Origin of the sequence: Paenibacillus sp. AD87, from assembly GCF_001659845.1 — a bacterium.
In the GTDB taxonomy this organism is placed as follows: domain Bacteria; phylum Bacillota; class Bacilli; order Paenibacillales; family Paenibacillaceae; genus Paenibacillus; species Paenibacillus marchantiae.
This window is the reverse complement of the sequence record NZ_LXQN01000007.1, coordinates 3,445,081-3,467,571: the sequence shown is the minus strand read 5'-3', so window position 1 is coordinate 3,467,571 and position 22,491 is coordinate 3,445,081. Positions and strand designations below refer to the sequence as shown.

Here is a 22,491-nt window from a genome sequence, read left to right as displayed (position 1 = left end):
AAACGGAGGACAAGATTCGAATGAAATATCAACTCGACCTCCAGATGTTTGCGGGGGAAAAAACAGAGAAGGCTACCCCGAAAAAAAGACAGGATACGCGAAAAAAAGGACAGGTTGTCAAAAGTATGGAGCTGTCCGGCGCATCCATTCTCCTATTTACGTTTTTGATCATGATGATGTTCAGTAACTTTTATAAAGAACGAATAGTTCGACTGTTTACGGACATCTTCATAAATCGACTCAGTATGGAGATCACCGGGGAGAATGTTGTCGCTCTGATGATGCGATATGGTATCGAGATAATGCTGTTGCTTGCTCCTGCTTTGCTAGGTGCGGTACTTGTTGCGTTAATCGTTAATTACATGCAGGTTGGTTTTCTTCTTGTAGGGGAAGGTTTGAAGCCAAAACTTGAGAAGTTGGATCCGATCAAAGGGTTCAAAAATATTTTTTCTCTCCGTTCTTTGGTGGAATTCGCTAAATCGATTCTAAAAATGTCAATTATCGGTTTTCTCGTTTACAGTACAATCACAAGTTACCAATCAGATATTGCTTCACTATCACATTTTTCACTGGATGCGATTCTTCATTTTGCTGCTTCGATTACCTTAAACTTGGGAATTAAAATTGCCGTAGCACTCCTGGTACTTGCAGTATTCGATTACATGTATCAGAAGTATGATTATGAGAAAAACATTCGGATGTCCAAGCAAGACATCAAGGACGAATACAAAAAAATGGAAGGTGACCCACTGATCAAGGGGAAAATCAGGGAGCGTCAGCGTCGTATGGCTGTTCAGCGTATGATGCAGGAAGTTCCCAAAGCGGATGTGATTATCACCAACCCAACTCACTTTGCCGTTGCGCTTAAGTATGAAGGCTCGGAGATGGAAGCGCCGCAGATTATAGCCAAAGGTCAGGATTACGTCGCCTTACGTATTAAGGAAATTGCCAAAGAGCACGGTGTCATTACAATGGAAAACAAGCCGCTGGCACGGGCATTGTTCCAGAGAGCCGAGATTGGTGACGCCATACCGGCTGATTTGTTTCAAGCGGTAGCCGAAGTGCTGGCTTATGTATATAAATTAAAGGGCAGAACGAAATAACAAGGGATCGGAGGCCGTACATTCATTGAAAACAAAAGATATAGCTGTCCTTGCGGGTATCATCGGCATCGTGTTGATGATGATTCTCCCGATCCCAACCTGGTTGTTGGATATGTTGCTTGTCATCAATATCTCAATTGCACTGATGATATTGCTTGTTGCAATGAACAGCAAAGAGGCACTGCAATTTTCCATCTTTCCTGCATTGTTGCTGATCACGACGTTGTTTCGATTAGCACTCAATATATCGACAACGAAACTGATTCTGGGAGAAGGAGACGCAGGTTCGGTAGTCGCTACCTTTGGTAGCTGGATAGCTGGTGGACAGATCGCAATTGGATTCATTGTGTTTCTGATTCTCGTCGTGGTTCAATTTATCGTTATTACGAAGGGATCAGAGCGTGTAGCTGAAGTCGCAGCACGATTCACCCTCGATGCGATGCCTGGTAAACAGATGAGTATCGACGCAGATTTGAATGCTGGTCTGATCAACGAGCAGCAAGCACGTGAACGTCGTTCCAAAATTGAACGCGAAGCTGACTTCTACGGCGCCATGGATGGAGCGAGTAAATTTGTAAAAGGAGACGCTATTGCGAGCATCATTATTCTCCTGATTAATCTCATTGGTGGATTTATCATCGGAATGACGGTTCATGGTCTCGATTTTGCAGAATCACTGTCTACCTACTCTGTGTTAACGATCGGGGATGGACTGGTAAGCCAGATTCCTGCACTCCTGATATCTACAGCAGCAGGTCTTATTGTAACTAGAGCATCATCGGAAGGGAATTTGGCCGATGACATTACGGGACAATTGTTTACATACCCGACGCTCCTTTATATTGTAGCTTTTGTAATAGCAATGCTCGGTTTTTTCACACCGATTCATATTATTACAACGTTGCCGCTTGCAGGTTTGCTGGCTTTTGCTGGATGGAGGATGCAGAATAATCTGAATCAGAAGCAAGAGGCAGAGGAGCAAATGGAAGAGGAGCAGCAGATTGAAGAAGTTAGAAGTCCGGAGAGTGTAATCAACCTTCTTCAGGTTGACCCTATTGAGTTTGAATTTGGTTACGGTTTGATTCCTCTGGCAGACAACCAGCAGGGCGGAGACTTATTGGATCGGATCATTATGATTCGTAGGCAATGTGCTCTTGAACTGGGGTTAGTCGTTCCGGTTATCCGGATTCGGGATAATATCCAATTAAGACCGAATGAATATGTCATCAAAATTAAGGGTAATGTTGTTGGCGGCGGAGAACTGTTGTTGAATCATTATCTGGCCATGAGTCCGGGTTATGAAGAAGAATCTGTTACAGGGATTGAAACGACAGAGCCAGCTTTTGGTCTTCCAGCGTTATGGATAGATGAAGTAACCAAAGACAGAGCTGAACTTGCAGGATATACAGTTGTAGATCCTCCTTCAGTTGTAGCCACACATCTGACTGAATTGATTAAGAAGCATGCGCATGAGTTACTTGGCAGACAAGAAACGAAAGCACTTGTGGATAATCTCAGAGAGAATTATGCTGCGCTGGTGGATGAACTCATCCCATCCGTCCTGTCCATCGGAGATGTACAGAAAGTGCTCGCCAAGTTGTTGCGTGAGAAAGTTTCCATTCGTGATATGGTTACAATCTTCGAGACACTGGCGGACTACGGAACGTATACCAAAGACCCGGATGTGCTGACGGAATACGTGAGACAATCCCTCTCTCGTCAGATTACCCAGCAATTCTCCCAAAAAGGGGAGACTCTCAGAGTAATAACTGTTGGACCTGGTCTAGAGAAGAAAATTGCTGAGAGTGTACAGCAATCGGATCAAGGCAGTTACCTTGCATTAGATCCAGCTTCAACACAAAGTGTATATCAAAAGTTGACTGAACAAGTTAATCGATTGATCCAGTCGGGCCAGCAGCCTGTTGTATTAACTTCTCCAACCATTCGTATGTATCTGCGCCAGGTGATTGAACGCACCATGCAGGATATACCAGTACTTTCCTATAGTGAGTTGGAGCCGAATGTTGAAATCCAAAGTGTCGGGGTGGTGAACTTATGAGAGTAAAACAATACGTCGTTGAGACCATGCCCGAAGCTATGCTTCAAATTCGCAAAGACCTGGGAAGTGATGCCGTCATTCTGTCCACCAAGGAAATCAAGGTGGGCGGTGTGCTGGGGATGTTCCGTAAGAAAAGGATCGAAGTTGTAGCAGCAGTGGATAAGGAAGAAAAAAAACAGGCAACAAAGCAAGTGCAAAACCAATTTACACCCGTACCTCGCGCATTTGTACCTGAAGCATATCGACAAACGGCTCGTTCGTTTGTCGTTGCTTCTGACGAATCGGCTGCGAGTATCGCTGAAAAAAATGTGCAAGAGAAAACTACGGATGCCACAGCTGTGTCTGAATCGAGTAAACTCGGTTCAGACATGAGCAACGGCAGATCTTCTTTGAGTATCGAGCATAAACCGCGACCGCAAGGGGCGGATTTTTCGGGTTTAACATCCGCCAGTGGGCAGCAGGAGCAGGCGAACGATCCGCAGCAGGGCCAACTGATGTCTGAATTGCAGGAGCTCAAACTGATGATGACCAAGTTGTCTAAGCAAGGAGCAACGGCAGATCCGTTACCAGAGGAGTTCCACGCTCTTCGAGAAAGGTTGATGGAGCAAGACATTTGGCCAGAAGTATGGGAATCTTGGTTTGACGTTGTTCAGACGAAGCTCTCTGAAAAAGAATTAGATGAAGCAGAAGCAGTTCAGGCAGTGCAATTGGAAATATCACATTTTTTGGAGAAACGTATCGACGTGGGTATTTTGCCAACTACACGCATTGTTTATGTAGCTGGGCCAACTGGCGTTGGTAAAACAACGACCATTGCCAAACTGGCTGCTGAACAGATGTTCAACAATCAGCGAAAGGTAGGGTTCATCACTTCGGATACTTATCGTATCTCAGCGGTAGAACAACTTAGAACGTACGCATCCATTTTAAATGTCCCGCTTGAGGTCGTACAGTCCCCAGGTGATACACAACGTGCGATCTCCCGTCTTGAGGAATGTGATCTAATCTTCATGGATACAGCCGGAAGAAACTACAGAAATGAGTTGCTTGTTTCAGAACTGCAAAGCTTACTCGCGCCTGTGGAAAATAGTGAAACTTTTTTGGTTTTGAGCATGACTTCCAAAAGTGCCGATATGGTTCAAATAACGGAGCATTTCAGCAAATATGGGCTGGATAAGGTCATTTTTACGAAGATGGATGAGACCGGAAGCTGTGGCCCGATGTTTAACCTGCTGCATCGTTTTCCACTTAAACTTGCTTATGTGGCTAACGGACAAAATGTGCCGGATGATCTACTCAAGCCTGATGCGGATTCGCTGACCAAACAATTGTTAGGAGAGCTTGTACGATGAAGGACCAGGCAGCCTCACTCAGAAGTATGGTCTCCATGCCTAACGGAGTGGAGGGAAGAGGACGTGACTCACGCTCCTCCAAAATCATAACCGTTGCCAGTGGAAAGGGAGGGGTTGGTAAATCCAACTTTACACTTAACTTTGCACTGAGCTTACAGGCAATGGGGCAAAAGGTATTGGTGTTTGATGCAGATATAGGGATGGCGAATATTGATGTCCTAATGGGAACCTCTTCTCCTTACAATCTGTACCATCTGTTATACCGACAGAAATCCATACAGGAAATCATACAGCTTGGTGCAAGCGGGTTGCCTTATATCGCCGGAGGTTCGGGGATGAAAGAATTGTTCTCATTGTCAGATCGAGATCTGGAGTTTTTTGCTGGACAAGTTGAAGAGATTGCACAGGAGATGGATTATGTCATTTTTGATACAGGAGCAGGACTTTCCAGAGAAAATATGAAATTTATCGGTGCAGCCGATGAATGTCTGATCATCACCACACCTGAACCGACTTCAATAACCGATGCTTATGCTTTAGTTAAAGTTATGCATGGCCAGGAAAATGCCACACCCTTTCGGATGATCGTTAACCGGGTTGAAGACCAGCAAGAGGCGGAACGGGTGGCGGATAAAATAGCTGGAGTGGCAAAGAGATTTTTACAGATCGATATCCCGCTGCTTGGATATATTTCCGAAGATGCTCAGGTTGTAAAGGCAGTTAAAAGGCAAGTGCCATACAGTCTGGCATATCCGAATGCAAAAGCTTCCAGGGATATAGAGAAACTCGTACATCACTATTTGGCTGCACCTGCTGCTCCGGGATCCGAAACCTTGACAGGAATCAGAGGATTTATGAAAAAGTGGCTGAAGCGGACAACATGATTTCTGAATAAAGGAAACAGGGGTGGAAACAACATGGCGGTGTATCAAGTATTGGTTGTCGATGATTCCGCTTTTATGCGTAAAATTGTTTCGGATTTAATTGAAACAGATTCGGAGTTTAAGGTTACGGCAACAGCATCAAATGGTAAGGAAGCTATTCAAAAAGCAATAGATTTGAAGCCCGATGTTATTACAATGGACGTTGAGATGCCTGAAATGAATGGATTGGACGCATTAAAATCGATCATGAAGCAATCTTTCGTCCCGGTGATTATGCTCTCGGGTATCAATGAACAAGGCATGAAAGAGACCATCATGGCGCTCGAGGCCGGTGCGTTTGACTTCATTCGTAAGCCATCGATTGTGCATGATCAGGATATTGCCCAAGTAGGTAAAGCACTGGTTGAGCGGATGCGAGCAGCTATGGATGAAATCAAGCGAAAAGCCGATCGTGAAGCATCGATGAAGAAACGGGATGAAGCACAGAGCAAACTGCTGCAACAGTCCCAGCGAGTTCAGGTTGATCCATCTCCTTTACAAGACCGAAAAGGTGCTTTGAAGAAAAAAATAGAACCTGCCCAGCCAGGAGCACGATTTGGCAGTGGACAAACTGAATCCTTACGAGCAAAACCGAAGCAACCTACTGTTCCACTGACGAAGCAGAATACGGGACGTCTGGACAAAAAGCTGGAGCCTTTGCGAGATTCAAATCGAGCTCCAGATGCCAGTACTGACAGAATAGCTAAGGCAAACAAGCCAACGCAATCTCCCAAGGAAAACCGTTTGTCTTCTCGATTGGCAGAACAGGAGATAGCTTCAGCTTCAGCTGAACCATCCAAAGATATTGCCAAGGTAATCCCGTCTCATAAGGGAGCAGGAGGACCGGAAGGATCATTTAACAAACTTGTGGCTATTGGTTGTTCAACTGGGGGACCGAGAGCCCTCAAGACTTTGCTGGAGCAACTGCCAGGTGATTTACCTGCTCCAGTCATTATTGTACAGCATATGCCGCCCAACTTTACCCGATCCCTTGCCCAGCGATTGAATACGTTCAGTGAACTGCATGTGGTTGAAGCTGAGGAAGGCATGGTTCTACGAAAAGGAACGGCCTATATTGCTCCTGGCGGCTTTCATGTCAAAGTCAACAAAACTGCAGATGGAAGGTTCACCATAAAACTGACAGAGGAAGAACCAGTCAATGGACACAGGCCTTCAGTCGATACGATGTTTGAGTCGCTGCTGCCGTACACGTCATTGCAAAGACATCTGGTTTTACTGACAGGGATGGGCAGTGATGGCGCTCGTATGATGAAAAAATTGTATGAAGCGGGTGTCACATCAACCTTTGCAGAGAATGAAGAAACTTGTGTTGTGTATGGTATGCCGCGTTCTGCTGTAGAGCTGCAATGCGTGCGTTATCTTCTGCCATTGCAGGAGATTGCGCCTAAACTTGTTCAAGCTGTGAAATAAACGGAGTTAACTCATGGAGGAGGTGCCTCACAATGGACATGAATCAATATTTGTCTATGTTTATTGATGAGTCTAATGATCATCTGCAGTCCCTTAACGAAAATATGCTTCAACTCGAAGGCAGTCCGGAGGATCTGGGAATTGTTCAGGTTATATTCCGCTCTGCTCATACGTTGAAGGGTATGGCTGCTACAATGGGTTTTGAGGATTTGGCATCATTGACGCACAAAATGGAAAATGTGCTGGATCTGGTGCGCAACGAAAAGTTAAAAATGCAGGATTTCATTTTTGATACCCTGTTCAAGAGTTTGGATGCTTTGGAAACAATGGTTCAGGATATTACCGAAGGCGGAGAGGGTAAAGCGGATGTCTCCTCCATCGTAGCTTCTCTCCAAGCCATTGAGAGTGGTGAATGGACGGGAGGTACTGCTCCCGTAGCCGCAGTAAACCAATCACCAAGTACAGCAACACCAAGTGCGGTTGAACTGGACGAATTCCAGTACTCCGTATTGGATCAGTCCATAGCCGAAGGCCACCGTGTGCTCTATGTTGAAGTTCTTGTCAGCGAGCAGAGCCAGCTGAAGGGCGTACGTGCTTATATGGTCTTCGATCTATTAGAACGCTCGGGTGAGGTTGTTAAATCATTCCCAACAGTTCAGGATATCGAGCAAGAGAAGTTTGAGCGCAGTTTCTCGTTGTATTACATAACGACCAAAGAGGCGCAGGAACTTGAAAAAGGCATTATGAGCATCTCTGAAATTGAGAGTGCCAAAGTCATTCAGCTGGATCAAGAGACTCTTCAGCAGATGACCAATCAGGCAGCGGCAACAGCTGAAGTGGAAGCTGCACCTGTTCCTGCTCCAGTAGAAGCATCATCGGAACCGAGTTCTTCATCGAAAGAAGAACCAAAGAAACCAGTAGCCACCAAAACAGCTGCACCTAAACAAGCTGCTGCACCTTCACGTACCATCCGCGTAGATATAGAACGTCTGGATGTACTGATGAACTTGTTCAGCGAGTTACTGATCGATCGTTCACGACTGGAGCAGTTGGCCAGCGAGACGGGTAATAATGATTTATCGGATACGGTAGCTCATCTGAGCAGAGTGAGTACAGATTTGCAAAATATTGTACTGAAATTGCGGATGGTTCCTGTGGATACGGTTTTCAACCGTTTCCCGCGTATGATTCGTGACCTGGCTAAAACACTCGACAAAAAGATTGATCTGGTCATTACGGGTGCCGAAACGGAACTTGATCGGACGGTAATTGATGAGATCGGCGATCCGCTGGTGCATTTGCTGCGTAATGCAGTTGACCATGGTGTTGAATCGATCGCAGAGCGTGTGGCAACTGGTAAACCGGAATTGGGAACAGTTAATCTTCGGGCTTTCCACAGCGGAAATCATGTATTTATCGAAATCGAAGATGACGGTAAAGGCATTTACCGCGATAACCTTTTGAGAACAGCGGTCAAACGTGGGGTTGTTACCGAAGAACAAGGTGCCAAGATGAGCGATGATGAAGTGAACCAGCTATTGTTTGCACCAGGCTTCAGTACCGCTGATAAAATCTCGGATATCTCCGGCCGTGGAGTAGGATTGGATGTTGTGAAATCCAAAATCACTTCTCTTGGTGGTAATGTAACCATTCATTCGACACCGGGTAAAGGCACCAACTTCTCTGTTCAGTTACCATTGACTCTGTCCATTATCGCTGCGATGCTTGTTCGACTTGGATCCGAGAAATACGCCGTTCCTTTGTCTTCCATTGTAGAGACAGCCATTGTACAGCGCGAACAGGTTCGTAATATTCATGGCAATAAAATGATTACGTTCCGTGAGTCTCTAATTCCGTACCTATCATTGAGCGAAGTTTTCGGAGTGCCTGATTTCAATGATGCGGACGAACAAGAAACTGAGATCGTGGTCATTCGCAAAGGTGAACGTCTTGCAGCTGTAGCCGTTGAAGAATTTATTGGACAGAGTGAGATTGTTCTTAAATCGATGGGTACTTATCTTCCTGCCATTGAAGGAATCTCTGGTGCAACGATTCTGGGAGATGGACAAGTAGCTCTGATTCTTGACCCTAATGCATTTATTAAATAAGCGCGCAAGATAAGTCTTACATTTAATAGGGAGGTTTTTTCCATGGAAGAAGAGTTGAAAGTCATTGTCTTTAAATTAGGTTCCGAAGAGTACGGTATTGAAGTAGACAAGGTTCAGACGATTGAGCGTATGATGCCAATTACCCGTGTACCCAAGACCTTCTCTTTTGTAAAAGGAGTTATTAACTTACGTGGTGTCGTTATTCCCGTCATTGATCTACGTGGTCGATTCTCTTTACCAGAAACAGAATACACCGATCAAACTCGTATTGTCATTGTAGGTGTGGACGATATGCAAGTTGGCTTTATCGTTGACTCTGCCAATGATGTTATTGACATCAAGCGTGATGCTATTGATAGTCCGCCTGAAGTGGTTGGTGGAGTTAAAGCAAGATACCTGCGCGGTGTAGCCAAGTTGGAGGATGCGCGCTTGTTGATTATGCTTAACCTGAACGAAGTATTAAATAAAAGCGAGGTTGTACAGCTGGAAAGTATTGAGGGCTAACACCGTGGAAATGTTCAACCGATTTGAGGGATTCCAAATGGATGTGCTCAAAGAGGTCGGTAACATTGGAGCAGGCAACGCCGCAACGGCGTTGTCTCAGCTTCTCAATAGACCGATTGACATGGGTGTACCTACAGTACAGATGCTTCCTTTTGAAGAAGTTGCTGAAAAAGTGGGCGGAGATGAACGTATTGTTGTTACCGTATTTCTTCGTGTTGAAGGCGAAGCACCAGGCAATCTGTTCTTTATGATGGCACCTGAGGCTGCCAAAATGCTGCTGAACCGGCTTGCCGGTTTTGATTTGAAGGAAGGCCTTGCATTCACGGAAATGGAACAATCGGCTCTATCCGAAATCGGGAATATATTGGCCGGTTCATACCTTTCTTCTTTGGCAGATTTCACGAAACTATCTATGTATCCGACCGTTCCCGGACTTGCTATTGATATGGCAGGTGCCATTTTGAGTTATGGTCTGTTGCAGTTTGGTGAAATGGGCGACGATGCATTATTGATTGACACTTCTTTCTTTGAAGGTGAAGATCAGGTAGAGGGTCAATTTTTCCTGATTCCGGATCCGCCTTCATTTGCTAAGATATTTGAATCTCTAGGGGTGCCACTGGATCATGATTGAAGACAAAAGCGTCGTTAAAGTCGGTATGGCGGATTTGAACATTGCTCATCTACCCGGCGTAATCCGTACGACTGGCTTGGGCTCTTGTGTGGGATTAACGATGTATGACCCGCATTTGAAGCTTGCCGGAATGGCGCATGTCATGCTCCCCACTTCAGAGATAGCTCGTGAAGGAACGTTGAACAAAGCCAAATATGCGGATACGGCATTGCCGGAATTGTTACAAAGAATGATACAACTCGGTGCATCTCGTTCACGTATTGTGTCCAAAATGGCTGGAGGGTCTCAGATGTTTGCCTTCGCGGGGGCAGGGGATACGATGCGTATCGGACCTAGGAATGCGGATTCTTGTCGGGAATGGTTAGAAAAGCTTGGGATTCCACTTCTTGCCGAAGATACCGGTGGGAATTACGGACGAACGATTGAAATGGACTGTGAAACTGGACTTTTGACTATTCGAAGTGTCCAAATGGGTGTAAAGGAACTATAAGACATGATAGGAAACTACCGTATTAATCTTGGAGCAGGCATAGTCGGATTTATTCTGACTTTTTTTGTAGCATACAGCAGCAATGTGTTGATGACCAGCTTAATACGCGGGTTGATCGGCTTTGTAGCCTGGTTTGTCCTTGCTTATGGTTTACGCTGGGGACTGGGATTGCTGCTGAACCCTTCATCAGAGGGGAATGGGTATGGTTATGATTCACCGGGCGCTCAAGAACTAAGAGGTTCACAGGTGGACATTAAACTCGAAGACGATGGACAAGAGCTGAACGACTTGCTCAAACATGGACAGAACGCCTCCTCTGGGGAGAACCTTCCACCATCTGAGACGAAAGCTCCAACGGGATTTGCCCCTTTGGATCCGCCTAAACTTGTCCGGACCAAAGATCCGGAGGAGTTGGCGCAGGCCGTTCGTCACCTGACAGACAAATAAGGAGGGTGAAAGCAATTGAACGAGCGTAAAGCTTCACATTTGAACCATGCTGACTTGTGGGAAAAGTGGAAAGAACAAGGCGATCTTGATGCCAAGAAAAGTTTGATCGAAAAATATCTTCATATTGTAAACTATGTATCCGGGCGTTTGGCTGTCGGTCTGCCCAAAAATGTCCCGAAAGATGATCTGGAGAGCAATGGAGTTATGGGATTGATTGATGCGTTGGAGAAATTTGACTATGAACGTGGTCTTCAATTTGAGACGTACGCATCCTGGCGGGTGCGCGGTGCAATCCTTGATGGTTTGCGTCAGGGAGATTGGGTTCCTCGTTCCGTGCGGGAGAAAGCGAAGCGGATTGAAGATGCTTACCAGCAACTAGAGCAGACATATTTGCGCTCTGTTAGTGACGAAGAAATGAGTCAATATCTCGACGTGTCTACGAAAGACTTTCAACATATGCTTCAGGAAGTGGCTGTTATGTCGCTTTGCTCTCTGGAAGACCCGATTCGTGAAGAAGAGTCTGAGACTCGACTTTCATTAATGGTCGATGAAAAAGCCAAAAACCCGGATTATAAAGTAAATGAATTCTACTTAAAAGAAGCTTTAGTGCAAGGGCTTGAAAAATTGACGGTCAAAGAGAGAACGGTTGTTTCACTTTTATATTATGAAGATCTCTCTCTTAGTGAAATTGCTGAGGTAATGTCTCTTTCTCCGTCACGTATCTCGCAGCTGCACTCAAAGGCCATCTTACGGTTACGTGGAACATTGGATAAACAGAAAGACTTGCTTATGCGTAAAGATTAATATAGTAATATATGAATAGAGAGCTTTAACATTGGATATTGGGGAGTGGAAAGTCTAAAGGGGGAAGAAATGCATTGACACAGCAGACTGTTTTGGAACAGTGTTTGAGCATTGTTTTATCAGATGATAAAAGTACGGCCTACCTTGAATTTTCCAAACAGGAAGAAGGTTTTACCTGTACACCGGATGAACTCGAAAAATTTATAGCGAGTCAGGGTATTAAGTATGGTGTGCTGCGCGAAGCGTTGCTTGTTTTTGTGAGTCATCCTGAGACTTATGTGAAGGATCAATACAAGATTGCCGAAGGTATTAAACCAGTACCGGGAACGAATGGCTTTATTAAAGTGCTAGTGGGCATGGACGATTCCAATGAACGGCGACCTTTGGAAGCAGAAAACGGAACAGTCGATTACAAAGAAGTGACTCGCTTAAACAATGTTCGAACAGGTCAAATCATTGCCGAACGAATTCCTCCTGTGGACGGCACGGTGGGAAGGGCTGTAACAGGTGAAGAAATACCATTTCGTCCAGGGAAAGAAGCACGCTTCAAAGTGGGGAAAAATGTTGTCGTTAACCCTGATGGATCTGCTATGTATGCCGCCCTGGATGGATTGGTTACCAAAACAGACGGCAACAAATTGAATGTGTTTCCGGTATACGAGGTCAATGGCGATGTGGATTATAACACCGGTAACATCGATTTTGTGGGTACAGTTGTCATTCGCGGCAATGTGCTTACCGGATTTAAAGTAAAAGCGGCAGGGGATATACGTGTCGTCGGAGGTGTCGAGGGAGCGGAGCTGGAAGCAGGTGGCTCTGTCGAAATTACCGGCGGTATTATTGGTTATAACAAAGGGCTTATACAAGCAGGACATAATGTGAAATGTACCTTTATTCAAGAAGGCAACGTCGATGCGGCTGAAAATGTCCTGGTATCCCAAAGTATTATGCATTCCACGATTCGTGCAGGTCATGCGGTAATCTGTGAAGGCACCAAAGGACTTATCGTTGGCGGGTCGATCCAGGCTGGAGAAAACGTCTCAGCACGCGTCGTCGGCAACAGTATGTCTACTGTGACTTCCATTGAAGTAGGGGTATTGCCTAAACTCCGTAATGAGTTGAGTGACTTGCGTAAGGAAGTCAGAGAGCAGATGGATGCTTTGGATAAAACGAAAAAAGCTTTGACATTATTGGATCAGTTAGCTGCTGCAGGCCAACTGAGCCCGGATAGAATGTCCATGCGAATCAAACTGAGTGCTACACAAAAATCTGCCCTTCGTCTTAGCGAGGAAACCAAAACACGTATCTTTGAAATTGAGAAGGTTCTTGAAGATACAAGCAGGGCTCGCGTTGATATTCATAAGATGATTTATGGAGGCTCTAGAATAGTTATCGGCAGATACACCAAATTTATTAAAGATCCGGTAAGTCGAATATCTTTTTATTATCATGATGGGGATATAACAATGGTTCCATTCGTTTAAGTACAGCATTCAAGCACATGAAGAAATCCATTCGATACCGTGAGGTGAGCGTATGAGTTTCAAAGCGGTTGAGTTGCAGATTGCCGTACCTAGAACAAGTGAGGCGGGGCGTTATCAGAATGAAGCCCAGCAGAGACCGGTCATTGACCAGACCCTGCTAGCGGAACAAACGGCCAAAGAAGCAAATGAAGCAAGGCAACGAAGCGAGGCGCTGGATGAAACAGCGCACACAGATGTACGCGATGGTCAATCTAGAAACAAAGAGCAGCAGAGCGGCTCCAACGAACCTGAAGCTACTTCAGCGCTGGAAACTGTCAAACCTGCCGAGCATCCATACAAAGGAAAACATATTGACCTGTCGTTGTAATGGATGACATGTGACTCACATGTAGTCTTGAGCACCGATGGCTGCATTAAAAGGAGAGAACCCAATTTGTCACCATGGATCATTATTGTCATATTAGGAGCCTGCGCAATTGCATATGCGCTTATCATGCCCAAGAAAAACAAAGTGCAGGAGCCTGGGCATCACCTGGTGCAAGAGATGGAATCTACGCTTGAACATTATATGGCTGAGATAGAAAACGACAATGATGCTCTCATTCAGCGTGTTGCTGAAATGAAGGGTGAGGCGACGGCGGCAGATCAGCGTATGCAATCACAGCTTCAGGAATTACAGCGGAGGCTGGATCAACTGGAAGAAAGTAAAACGACAGAAGCAGACGCATCCTCCAATATAATTCCGGTACATAGCACAAGCGGATTGCAAGCTCAAGCGCTTGTAGACAGTGTGCGAGCAGATTCGGCCCAACAGGTGTCAGAAGCAGAAGAGCAGACCTCTGAACAAGAATCTACGCCTCTACGTGAATCCATTAAGGACCGATATGCAGAGTTGTTTAATTTATATGCCGAAGGAAAGTCAGTGGATGCTATTGCCAAGCAGACGGGCATACAACGTGGAGAAGTACAGCTGATTTTGCAGCTGGCAGAACGGGAGGAGAGCTAACAGATGGACAAGCGCTCCTTATGGATTGGACTTGGAAGTGGCATGATTGTTGGTGCGGTATTGCTGCAGCTGGCAACGGTTGGACAAAACGCATTGTCTGAGAGTAGTCTCGACCCCGAGCTGGCTACAGCCAACCTGACGAAGGAACAGCTGGAAGCGGCCGCCAAGAGCATGGATATGAAGCTTGTAGCTTCTGATGATGAGCTGTATACAGAGGCTGAGTGGGTAAATAAGAAGAAACAGGAAAGCAGTGAACTACAGGGAAAAACGGCAACGGCACCTGAAGCCACAGATTCTGCTGTGAAACCGGAGCAACCCGACAATCCAAAGCAACCTGTCAACAATGAAAGCGACAAACAGAACGAAGTCACTCAGCCAGAGACGATCGAGCCGTCAACTCTTAACAGTCCCGAAGTTGCGGCTACCGTATCTTTCAAAGTACGTTCAGGAAACAGTCTGGCCATTGTGGCGGGGAATTTGGAGAAAGCCGGTATTGTAGATAGTGCACAAGCTTTTATTAAGGCTGGCAGAGCAGAGCGAATTAATACCAAAATACAAGTCGGGACCTATGACTTGGAAAAAGGCGAAAGTTTCAAATCTATTATTGCCAAGATTACAAAAGAACCGTCAAACTGAGTGCGCTCAGGCAGGGCGGTTTTTTTGTATAAATAATGACAAGTTTTGTGTCGCCATGAAGGAACGGAAATTTGCTTTGAAAGACTGTTGCATCAGGCAATCAGTTATGCTATATTAGATAACGGTGTTAAAACACACGCATGTGCTAATTTTGTTGAGGGTGCTTTCCTGATGGAGAGTCTTGGCGAAAAATGATGCCGGCGGAGGACACAATAAAAACCATATTAGGAGGTGTGTGAAGATGGCAGTAATCTCCATGAAGCAGCTTCTCGAAGCTGGGGTACACTTCGGTCACCAAACTCGTCGTTGGAACCCAAAAATGGATCGTTATATCTTCACTGAAAGAAACGGAATTTACATCATCGATTTGCAAAAAACGGTGAAAAAAGTCGAAGAGGCTTACAATTTCGTTAAAGGAATCGCAGGAGAGAATGGTAAAATTCTTTTCGTGGGTACTAAGAAACAAGCTCAAGATTCCGTTAAAGAAGAAGCTGAACGTGCTGGTCAATTCTACATTAACCAACGCTGGCTCGGCGGTACCCTGACTAACTTCCAAACTATTCAAAAACGTATTGATCGTTTGAAACAGTTGGAAGCTTGGGAAGAAGACGGTACATTCGCTGTATTGCCTAAAAAAGAAGTAATCTTGCTTCGCAAAGAAAAAGATCGTCTGGAGAAATTCTTGGGCGGTATTAAAAATATGAAAGGCCTGCCAAGCGCCCTGTTCATCATCGATCCACGCAAAGAGCGTATCGCTGTTGCGGAAGCTCGCAAATTGGGTATCCCAATTGTAGGTATCGTTGATACTAACTGCGATCCGGACGAGATCGATTATGTTATCCCAGGTAATGACGACGCGATCCGCGCTGTTAAATTGCTGACAGGTAAAATGGCTGACGCAGTAATCGAAGCTAACCAAGGCGAAGAAACTTCCGCTTAATAGATTCGAACATATGTTATAAACTAAATGAAAAGGGTGGTTGGCAGGTGGATAACCTCTCACTGCCCTTTTTTTAGAGTGTACGTACAATACTTAATGTTGGAGGGAATTTATAATGGCAGTTAATGCGAGTGCAGTAAAAGAACTTCGCGAAAGAACGGGCGCTGGTATGCTCGATTGTAAAAAAGCACTGGAAGAAGCAAACGGTGATGTAACAAAAGCAGCTGAATTGTTGCGTGAGAAAGGTCTTTCTGCAGCAGCAAGCAAAGCAGGCCGTGCAGCAACTGAAGGCGTTGTAGAATCTTACATCCACGCTGGTGGACGCATTGGTGTCTTGGTTGAAGTTAACTGTGAAACTGACTTCGTTGGTAAAACGGATCAATTTAAGGATTTCGTTAAAGATGTAGCTATGCAAATCGCTGCAGCTAATCCTAAATTCGTTAAACGCGAAGAAGTTCCTACAGATGAGCTGGAAAAAGAAAAAGAAATCCTGAAAGCTCAAGCTCTTAATGAAGGCAAACCAGAGAAAATCATTGAAAAAATGGTTGAAGGCCGTATCGGTAAATACTACGAAGAGTACTGCCTGATGGAACAAACTTTCGTTAAAGATCCAGACAAAACGATCTCCCAATTGCTGAACGAAAAAATCAGCCAAATTGGTGAAAATATCTCCATCCGTCGTTTCGTTCGTTACGAACTGGGTGAAGGTCTTGAGAAAAAAGTAGACAACTTCGTAGAAGAAGTAATGTCCCAAGTAAACAAATAAGACGGTTTTCAAACCGGCAAGCAAGAATGATTTTCGAAGATATAAGAATGATGAAACTTCGAAGCGCTACTCCCTTATATCCTAGGAAAACAATGCCTTACCGGGTGAACGTTTTTCCTAAAAGAGCGGAACACAACTGTGTTCCTTTCTTTTTAAGCAGGAGGCCATGCGCGAGAAGTTTTGTTGGTTGAACGCCGAGGGTGTTCAATTCAAAGTGGAGGGTGAATAATTGGAACAGCCAGTATTTAAACGTGTTGTCTTAAAGGTCAGCGGAGAGTCTCTTTCCGGTCAAAATGGCTACGGTATTGATGCAGAGACGATCTCGTCGATTGCCCAGCAAGTAAAAGAAGTAGTTGAACTAGGTGTACAGGTTGCTATCGTATGCGGCGGCGGAAACATCTGGCGCGGAATTGCCGGTAGCGAAAACGGCATCGATAGAGCAACTGCCGATTATATGGGGATGCTGGCGACGGTTATGAACTCGCTCGCCCTGCAAGATGCACTGGAACAGATTGAAGTGCCTACACGCGTACAGACATCGATTGCCATGCAACAAATTGCAGAGCCTTATATTCGTCGTAGAGCTATTCGTCATCTGGAGAAAGGCCGGGTCGTTATTTTTGCAGCAGGTACAGGTAACCCGTTCTTCTCCACCGATACTACAGCAGCACTGCGCGCAGCAGAGATCGAAGCAGAAGTCATCTTGATGGCCAAAAATAAAGTTGATGGTGTATACTCAGCAGATCCGTTTAAAGACAGCACGGCTGTCAAGTTTGATCAGTTGACTTACATGGATATACTTAACAAAGATCTTGGTGTAATGGACTCAACGGCGTCTTCACTTTGTAAGGACAACAACATTCCGTTGATTGTATTTGCCATTACGGAACAAGGTAACATCAAACGTGTTGTTCTTGGTGAACGCATCGGGACAATCGTTAAAGGGAGTGTAGATTAATGCCACAAGCGGTTAAAAAACATGCCGAAGAACGTATGGATAAAGCGATTCAAGCGTTACGACGTGATCTTGCCACTTTGCGTGCAGGTCGTGCAACTCCGGCTCTTCTCGACCGGATTCAAGTGGAGTATTACGGTGCAATGACTCCGCTCAACCAATTGGCTAATATCAGTACACCGGATTCCCGGACACTGATGATCCAGCCTTGGGATAAATCCTCCATGGGGGACATTGAGCGTGCGATTATGAAATCCGATCTTGGCCTTACGCCAGCGAACGACGGAACTATGATTCGTCTGTCCATTCCGGCACTTACGGAAGAACGCAGATCAGAACTGGTGAAGTTGACGAAAAAGTTCGGTGAAGAAGGCAAAGTAGCCATTCGTAATATTCGCCGTGATGCGAATGATGATATTAAAAAAATGGAGAAGTCAGACATTTCCGAGGACGAGTCCCGGAGACATCAAGACGACATCCAAAAATCGACCGACAAGTTTATTGCTGAAGTCGATAAGGTACTCGCTGCCAAAGAAAAAGAAATCATGGAAGTGTAAGACAAGCGCAGCCCCTCCAATACGGTGGGGTTTTGTCTCTTTTTCCAAGCTTCAGGTGAAGAAACTTCAGGGATTTTGGAGGAACAGGAATGATCAAACGGGTTCGGTCGTGGTGGAATGGGGCTGACAAGCAGGAAACGCTGACTATATCCGAGGATAATATCCCGCAGCACGTCGCCATCATTATGGACGGCAATGGACGATGGGCGAAACGTTTGGGTCTCCCACGAATAGCTGGCCACCAGAATGGGATGAAGGCGGTCAAACGTGCGACCATCGCGGCGGATGAACTGGGCATCAAATATCTGACGATGTACGCTTTTTCGACAGAAAACTGGACGCGTCCAAAAGAAGAAGTGGATTTTCTGATGCGGCTTCCGCAAGAATTTTTGGCGATAGAGCTGGATGAACTTATAGAAAAAAATGTGCGCATCCGTATGATGGGCCAGGAGGAGCATTTGCCTTCCCATACCATTAATGCTTTGCGTGAAGCTATTCGTCTTACGGAACATAACACAGGGCTTGTTTTGAATTTTGCAATGAACTACGGAAGTCGTCGCGAAATGACGGACTGTGTCAAACAGATCGCTCTGCAGGTAAAGTCGGGGGAACTATCGGCAGACGACATTACGCCTGAACTCATTGACAGACATATGCTCACTGGAGATATGCCTGATCCGGATTTGCTGATCCGGACGAGCGGAGAGTTGAGATTAAGCAATTTCATGCTTTGGCAGCTTGCATATAGCGAATTATGGTTTACGGATATATACTGGCCCGAATTTGGCAAAAAGCATTTGCTTGAAGCAGTAGCCGAATATCAGCGCAGAACAAGGCGTTACGGCGGTTTGAAATAGATGGAGGATGAAGCCGTTGAAACAGCGATTAACGACAGGAATCATAGCAGGTGTATTGTTTTTGGGTTTTTGCATGCTGGGCGGACCCTGGTACCATGGCTTGGTACTGCTTATGGCTCTCATCGGTTATTATGAATTTGTAAAAATGACCGGGGTACAGCCTTTTTCAGGTGTAGCCCTAATCGGTTATGCAGGTATCTTTGCGATTGTGTTTCCTTGGGAAATGGTTTGGGAAGCCAGACCACTAACGTTATTCCAGATCGGATGGCTTGTGATGCTTGTATTAATGACGGCCTCTGTGGTAACTAAAAACAAGATTCCTGTAAACACTGTTGCCATGCTCTTTCTTGGAGTAATGTATATTGGGATCGGTTTTTATTACATCGCGGAATCGAGACATTTGCATCATGGGTTGTTCTGGACGTTTCTGCTTCTGGGCTCCATATGGGCAAGTGATGCAGGTGCATATTTTGTAGGGAAACTTATCGGGAAGAACAAACTTTGGCCGTCGATCAGTCCTAACAAAACGGTGGAAGGTGCACTGGGTGGTGTTGTGATCGCGGTAGTCACTTCTGTTGTTTTTGCATTGGTGTCAGACGGCTTGTTGTCTTGGCAAAGAGCGGTATGGATTGGAATTGCATGCGCGGTTGTAGGACAAATGGGAGATCTGATTCAATCTGCTTACAAACGTGTGTATAACATCAAAGATTCCGGCACTTTGCTCCCGGGGCATGGCGGTATTCTGGATCGATGCGACAGCTGGATTGTCGTTTTTCCATTCGTACATATACTAATGCTTCTGCCCTATTAAAAATGAGCACAAGCCATATGACGAACTATTCGTCATAGGCATTGGATAAATAAAGATGAGGTGCAGCATGAAAAAAATTGCGATTCTCGGGTCAACTGGTTCCATTGGAACTCAGACACTGGATGTAGTCGATATGCATCCCGAACGCTTTCAAGTAGAGGGACTGGCTGCTGGGAGCAATATAGAGCTGCTGATTGAGCAAGCAAAGCGTTATCGACCCAAAAAGGTATCAGTTGGCTCAAAAGAGTTAGCAGAGACCGTGGCACCGCACTTACCTGTCGAAACACAGCTTTTTTATGGCAAAGAAGGACTGGTTGAAGTTGCTGCCGGAACGGATGCAGATACGGTTGTTACTGCTGTAATGGGGAGTGTTGGGCTTGAGTCGACCCTGGCTGCTATTGATGCAGGCAAACAGATCGGACTGGCTAACAAAGAGACGCTAATTACAGCAGGACATATTGTTACTGCCAGAGCGGCTGCGAAAGGGGTACCGATTCTGCCTGTGGATAGTGAGCACTCGGCTATCTTCCAATGCTTGAATGGTGAACCTCGTGAACGTGTGATGGGAATTACACTTACGGCCTCTGGAGGATCATTCCGTGATTTGACTCGTGAACAGCTAAAGGAAGTTACTGTAGAAGATGCACTCAAACATCCGAATTGGTCCATGGGATCGAAGATCACGATAGACTCAGCAACGATGGTGAATAAAGGTCTGGAAGTTATTGAAGCGCATTGGCTTTTTGGACTAAGTTATGATCAGATTGATGTATTGCTTCACCCGGAGAGCATCATTCATTCCTACGTGGAGTTTAATGATACGAGCATTATTGCGCAGCTTGGCAATCCGGACATGCGCGTTCCCATTCAGTATGCACTGACCTATCCAGACCGCTTACCATCGCCTTCACAACGTCTCTCCCTAACGCAAGTGGGCAAGCTGCATTTCCGTGAGATGGATATGGAACGGTTCCCTTGTTTAAGAATGGCATACGAGTGTGGTAAAATGGGGGGAACCGCAACAACGGCGTTTAATGCAGCCAACGAGGTTGCCGTAGCGCGTTTCTTGCGTAAAGAGATTTCGTTCCTTAAAATAGAGGATATTATTGCTTCTGTGCTGGAAGCACACCGCAATGTGGACGAGCCTGATCTGGAGGAAATCGCAAGATGTGATCAGGAGAGCCGTCAACTTGCGTTCAGTCTGTAATCTCTTTTTTCAAGATAAAATGGAAGAAGTGATTCTCTTGTGCGGCATCAGAGAATAATGATAATCTAAAGGGACAGACTGCGGTTCGTGCCGTGAAGGAGGATGGATAGGGATTGGAAACCATACAAGTGGTATTTCTAACGGTGCTCATGTTCTTTGTCATCGTGACGGTTCATGAATGGGGACATTATTATTTTGCCAAACGCGCCGGTATTCTTGTACGGGAATTTGCGATCGGTTTTGGTCCCAAATTGTTCTCATATAAAAGAAACGAGACCCAGTTCACACTGCGTTTGCTGCCTTTTGGCGGATATGCACGTATGGCTGGGGAAGACCCGGAACTGGTAGAAATTCAAGAAGGTCAGACCATTGCAGTAAGGTCGGCTGATGACCAAGTCAAAATGATCTACCTCGATCAATTGGATAATCGCAAAAATGTAATTCGTGGTGAAGTGATCTCTATTGATATGGAGAATGCATTGAAATTGCAACTCGATGTGGATGGTGAAATTCAGCAGTACCGGATACATCCGCAAGCGATGTTGGTTAGTCGTGGAAAACAAACCCAGATTGCACCGAAAGATCGCCAATTTGGCAGTAAAACGGTGGGTCAGCGGGCAATGGCGATTTTTGCCGGACCACTCATGAATTTCATCCTGGCATTTGTTTTATTTGCAGTCTATGCACAAATGGCTGGGGTTCCAGTTGAGAATCCGAAAAATCTGGAAATTGGTGAAGTGCTTGAAGGTGGAGCTGCCTACCAGGCGAATTTGCAAAAGGGAGATATCATTGAGACGATCAATGGTACTGCTATTGGTACGGATTCGCAAAAAATGGTGACGATGATTGCCGATTCCAAAGACAAACCGATGGAATGGACACTGCGTCGGGGGAATGAAACGTTTAATATAACGATCACACCTCGTGCAGTAGAAGGTCAAGAAGGCGGTAAGGTCGGAATTGTGCCAACACTGCCAACCCGATCTGTTGGATTTGTAGAAACCTTTAAAGTGTCAGGGATAGCGATGGTCGATACAACGAGAGTAATCTTTGAAGGCTTCAAACATTTGATCAATCAGTTTAACATGGATGATATTGGTGGTCCTGTGCGTACTTTTGAAGTAACAGGCCAAATTGCGAAGCAGGGTATTGAACAGTTGACGAGATGGGCAGCTATTCTGAGTCTGTACCTCGGTATTTTCAACCTGTTGCCGATTCCTGCGCTAGACGGAAGCCGTCTTGTATTCCTCGGAATTGAAGGTCTGCGAGGCAGACCTGTTGACCCCAATCGGGAAGGCATGGTTCATTTTGTCGGCTTCGCGATGTTGTTTGTACTGATGCTAGCAGTAACATACAATGATATATTACGATTAATTAACGGATAATTATGGTTTGACTACGCTCTGACTATTCAGAGATA

At 45.4% G+C, this 22,491-nt stretch carries 23 protein-coding genes; all 23 read left to right on the top strand.

Annotated features, from left to right (window positions below; genetic code table 11):
• The first annotated feature begins 20 nt into the window (after positions 1–20).
• Positions 21–1,103, top strand: coding sequence for a flagellar biosynthesis protein FlhB (flhB, locus tag gpAD87_RS15125; protein ID WP_063566398.1), 1,083 nt, complete (start codon positions 21–23; stop codon positions 1,101–1,103).
• A 25-nt stretch (positions 1,104–1,128) separates the two neighbouring features.
• On the top strand, positions 1,129–3,162 hold the full coding sequence (gene flhA, locus gpAD87_RS15120) for a flagellar biosynthesis protein FlhA (RefSeq protein WP_063566397.1): 2,034 nt from the start codon (positions 1,129–1,131) through the stop codon (positions 3,160–3,162).
• Complete coding sequence (gene flhF, locus gpAD87_RS15115; protein ID WP_064639059.1) at positions 3,159–4,514, top strand: flagellar biosynthesis protein FlhF; 1,356 nt, start codon at positions 3,159–3,161, stop codon at positions 4,512–4,514. The genes flhA and flhF overlap by 4 nt, the downstream gene beginning before the upstream one ends.
• The gene (locus gpAD87_RS15110) at positions 4,511–5,398 is read left to right on the top strand and encodes a MinD/ParA family protein (protein ID WP_064639058.1); all 888 of its coding nucleotides are present in this window, start codon (positions 4,511–4,513) and stop codon (positions 5,396–5,398) included. Before flhF ends, gpAD87_RS15110 begins: the two co-directional genes overlap by 4 nt.
• A 33-nt stretch (positions 5,399–5,431) precedes the next feature.
• On the top strand, positions 5,432–6,868 hold the full coding sequence (locus tag gpAD87_RS15105) for a protein-glutamate methylesterase/protein-glutamine glutaminase (RefSeq protein WP_064639057.1): 1,437 nt from the start codon (positions 5,432–5,434) through the stop codon (positions 6,866–6,868).
• 32 nt (positions 6,869–6,900) lie between these two features.
• Positions 6,901–8,976 carry a chemotaxis protein CheA gene (locus gpAD87_RS15100; protein ID WP_064639056.1) on the top strand — a complete coding sequence of 692 codons (2,076 nt, stop codon included), beginning with the start codon at positions 6,901–6,903 and terminating at the stop codon, positions 8,974–8,976.
• A 42-nt stretch (positions 8,977–9,018) separates the two neighbouring features.
• A complete protein-coding gene (locus tag gpAD87_RS15095) occupies positions 9,019–9,480 on the top strand; it encodes a chemotaxis protein CheW (RefSeq protein WP_063566392.1) in 462 nt (153 codons plus the stop codon).
• A 10-nt stretch (positions 9,481–9,490) separates the two neighbouring features.
• Positions 9,491–10,111 (top strand): chemotaxis protein CheC, encoded by a 621-nt coding sequence (locus gpAD87_RS15090; protein WP_157258533.1) that lies wholly within the window; start codon positions 9,491–9,493, stop codon positions 10,109–10,111.
• On the top strand, positions 10,104–10,601 hold the full coding sequence (locus gpAD87_RS15085; RefSeq protein ID WP_063566391.1) for a chemotaxis protein CheD: 498 nt from the start codon (positions 10,104–10,106) through the stop codon (positions 10,599–10,601). Before gpAD87_RS15090 ends, gpAD87_RS15085 begins: the two co-directional genes overlap by 8 nt.
• A 3-nt stretch (positions 10,602–10,604) precedes the next feature.
• Complete coding sequence (locus gpAD87_RS15080; RefSeq protein ID WP_064639054.1) at positions 10,605–11,048, top strand: hypothetical protein; 444 nt, start codon at positions 10,605–10,607, stop codon at positions 11,046–11,048.
• A 15-nt stretch (positions 11,049–11,063) separates the two neighbouring features.
• Entirely contained in the window at positions 11,064–11,852 is a 789-nt protein-coding gene (locus gpAD87_RS15075) for a FliA/WhiG family RNA polymerase sigma factor (RefSeq protein WP_064639053.1), read from the top strand.
• Between the two features lie 74 nt (positions 11,853–11,926).
• Complete coding sequence (locus gpAD87_RS15070) at positions 11,927–13,336, top strand: DUF342 domain-containing protein (RefSeq protein WP_064639052.1); 1,410 nt, start codon at positions 11,927–11,929, stop codon at positions 13,334–13,336.
• 52 nt (positions 13,337–13,388) lie between these two features.
• Positions 13,389–13,703: a hypothetical protein gene (locus gpAD87_RS15065; RefSeq protein WP_063566388.1), complete on the top strand. Its 315-nt coding sequence runs from the start codon at positions 13,389–13,391 to the stop codon at positions 13,701–13,703.
• A 66-nt stretch (positions 13,704–13,769) separates the two neighbouring features.
• A complete protein-coding gene (locus tag gpAD87_RS15060; protein WP_063566387.1) occupies positions 13,770–14,342 on the top strand; it encodes a DUF6115 domain-containing protein in 573 nt (190 codons plus the stop codon).
• A gap of 3 nt (positions 14,343–14,345) precedes the next feature.
• Positions 14,346–14,978 (top strand): endolytic transglycosylase MltG, encoded by a 633-nt coding sequence (locus gpAD87_RS15055; RefSeq protein ID WP_064639051.1) that lies wholly within the window; start codon positions 14,346–14,348, stop codon positions 14,976–14,978.
• Between the two features lie 241 nt (positions 14,979–15,219).
• Positions 15,220–15,918, top strand: coding sequence for a 30S ribosomal protein S2 (gene rpsB, locus gpAD87_RS15050; protein WP_017689155.1), 699 nt, complete (start codon positions 15,220–15,222; stop codon positions 15,916–15,918).
• Positions 15,919–16,033: 115 nt separating this feature from the next.
• Positions 16,034–16,684: a translation elongation factor Ts gene (tsf, locus tag gpAD87_RS15045; protein WP_017689154.1), complete on the top strand. Its 651-nt coding sequence runs from the start codon at positions 16,034–16,036 to the stop codon at positions 16,682–16,684.
• Between the two features lie 229 nt (positions 16,685–16,913).
• Entirely contained in the window at positions 16,914–17,642 is a 729-nt protein-coding gene (pyrH, locus tag gpAD87_RS15040; RefSeq protein WP_024630245.1) for a UMP kinase, read from the top strand.
• Positions 17,642–18,196 carry a ribosome recycling factor gene (gene frr / locus gpAD87_RS15035; protein ID WP_053783820.1) on the top strand — a complete coding sequence of 185 codons (555 nt, stop codon included), beginning with the start codon at positions 17,642–17,644 and terminating at the stop codon, positions 18,194–18,196. The genes pyrH and frr overlap by 1 nt, the downstream gene beginning before the upstream one ends.
• Positions 18,197–18,285: 89 nt before the next feature.
• A complete protein-coding gene (locus gpAD87_RS15030) occupies positions 18,286–19,053 on the top strand; it encodes an isoprenyl transferase (protein ID WP_063566384.1) in 768 nt (255 codons plus the stop codon).
• A gap of 16 nt (positions 19,054–19,069) precedes the next feature.
• On the top strand, positions 19,070–19,864 hold the full coding sequence (locus gpAD87_RS15025; protein WP_063566383.1) for a phosphatidate cytidylyltransferase: 795 nt from the start codon (positions 19,070–19,072) through the stop codon (positions 19,862–19,864).
• A gap of 67 nt (positions 19,865–19,931) precedes the next feature.
• A complete protein-coding gene (locus tag gpAD87_RS15020) occupies positions 19,932–21,071 on the top strand; it encodes a 1-deoxy-D-xylulose-5-phosphate reductoisomerase (protein WP_064639050.1) in 1,140 nt (379 codons plus the stop codon).
• A gap of 113 nt (positions 21,072–21,184) precedes the next feature.
• Complete coding sequence (gene rseP, locus gpAD87_RS15015) at positions 21,185–22,456, top strand: RIP metalloprotease RseP (RefSeq protein WP_063566381.1); 1,272 nt, start codon at positions 21,185–21,187, stop codon at positions 22,454–22,456.
• Positions 22,457–22,491 lie beyond the last annotated feature (35 nt).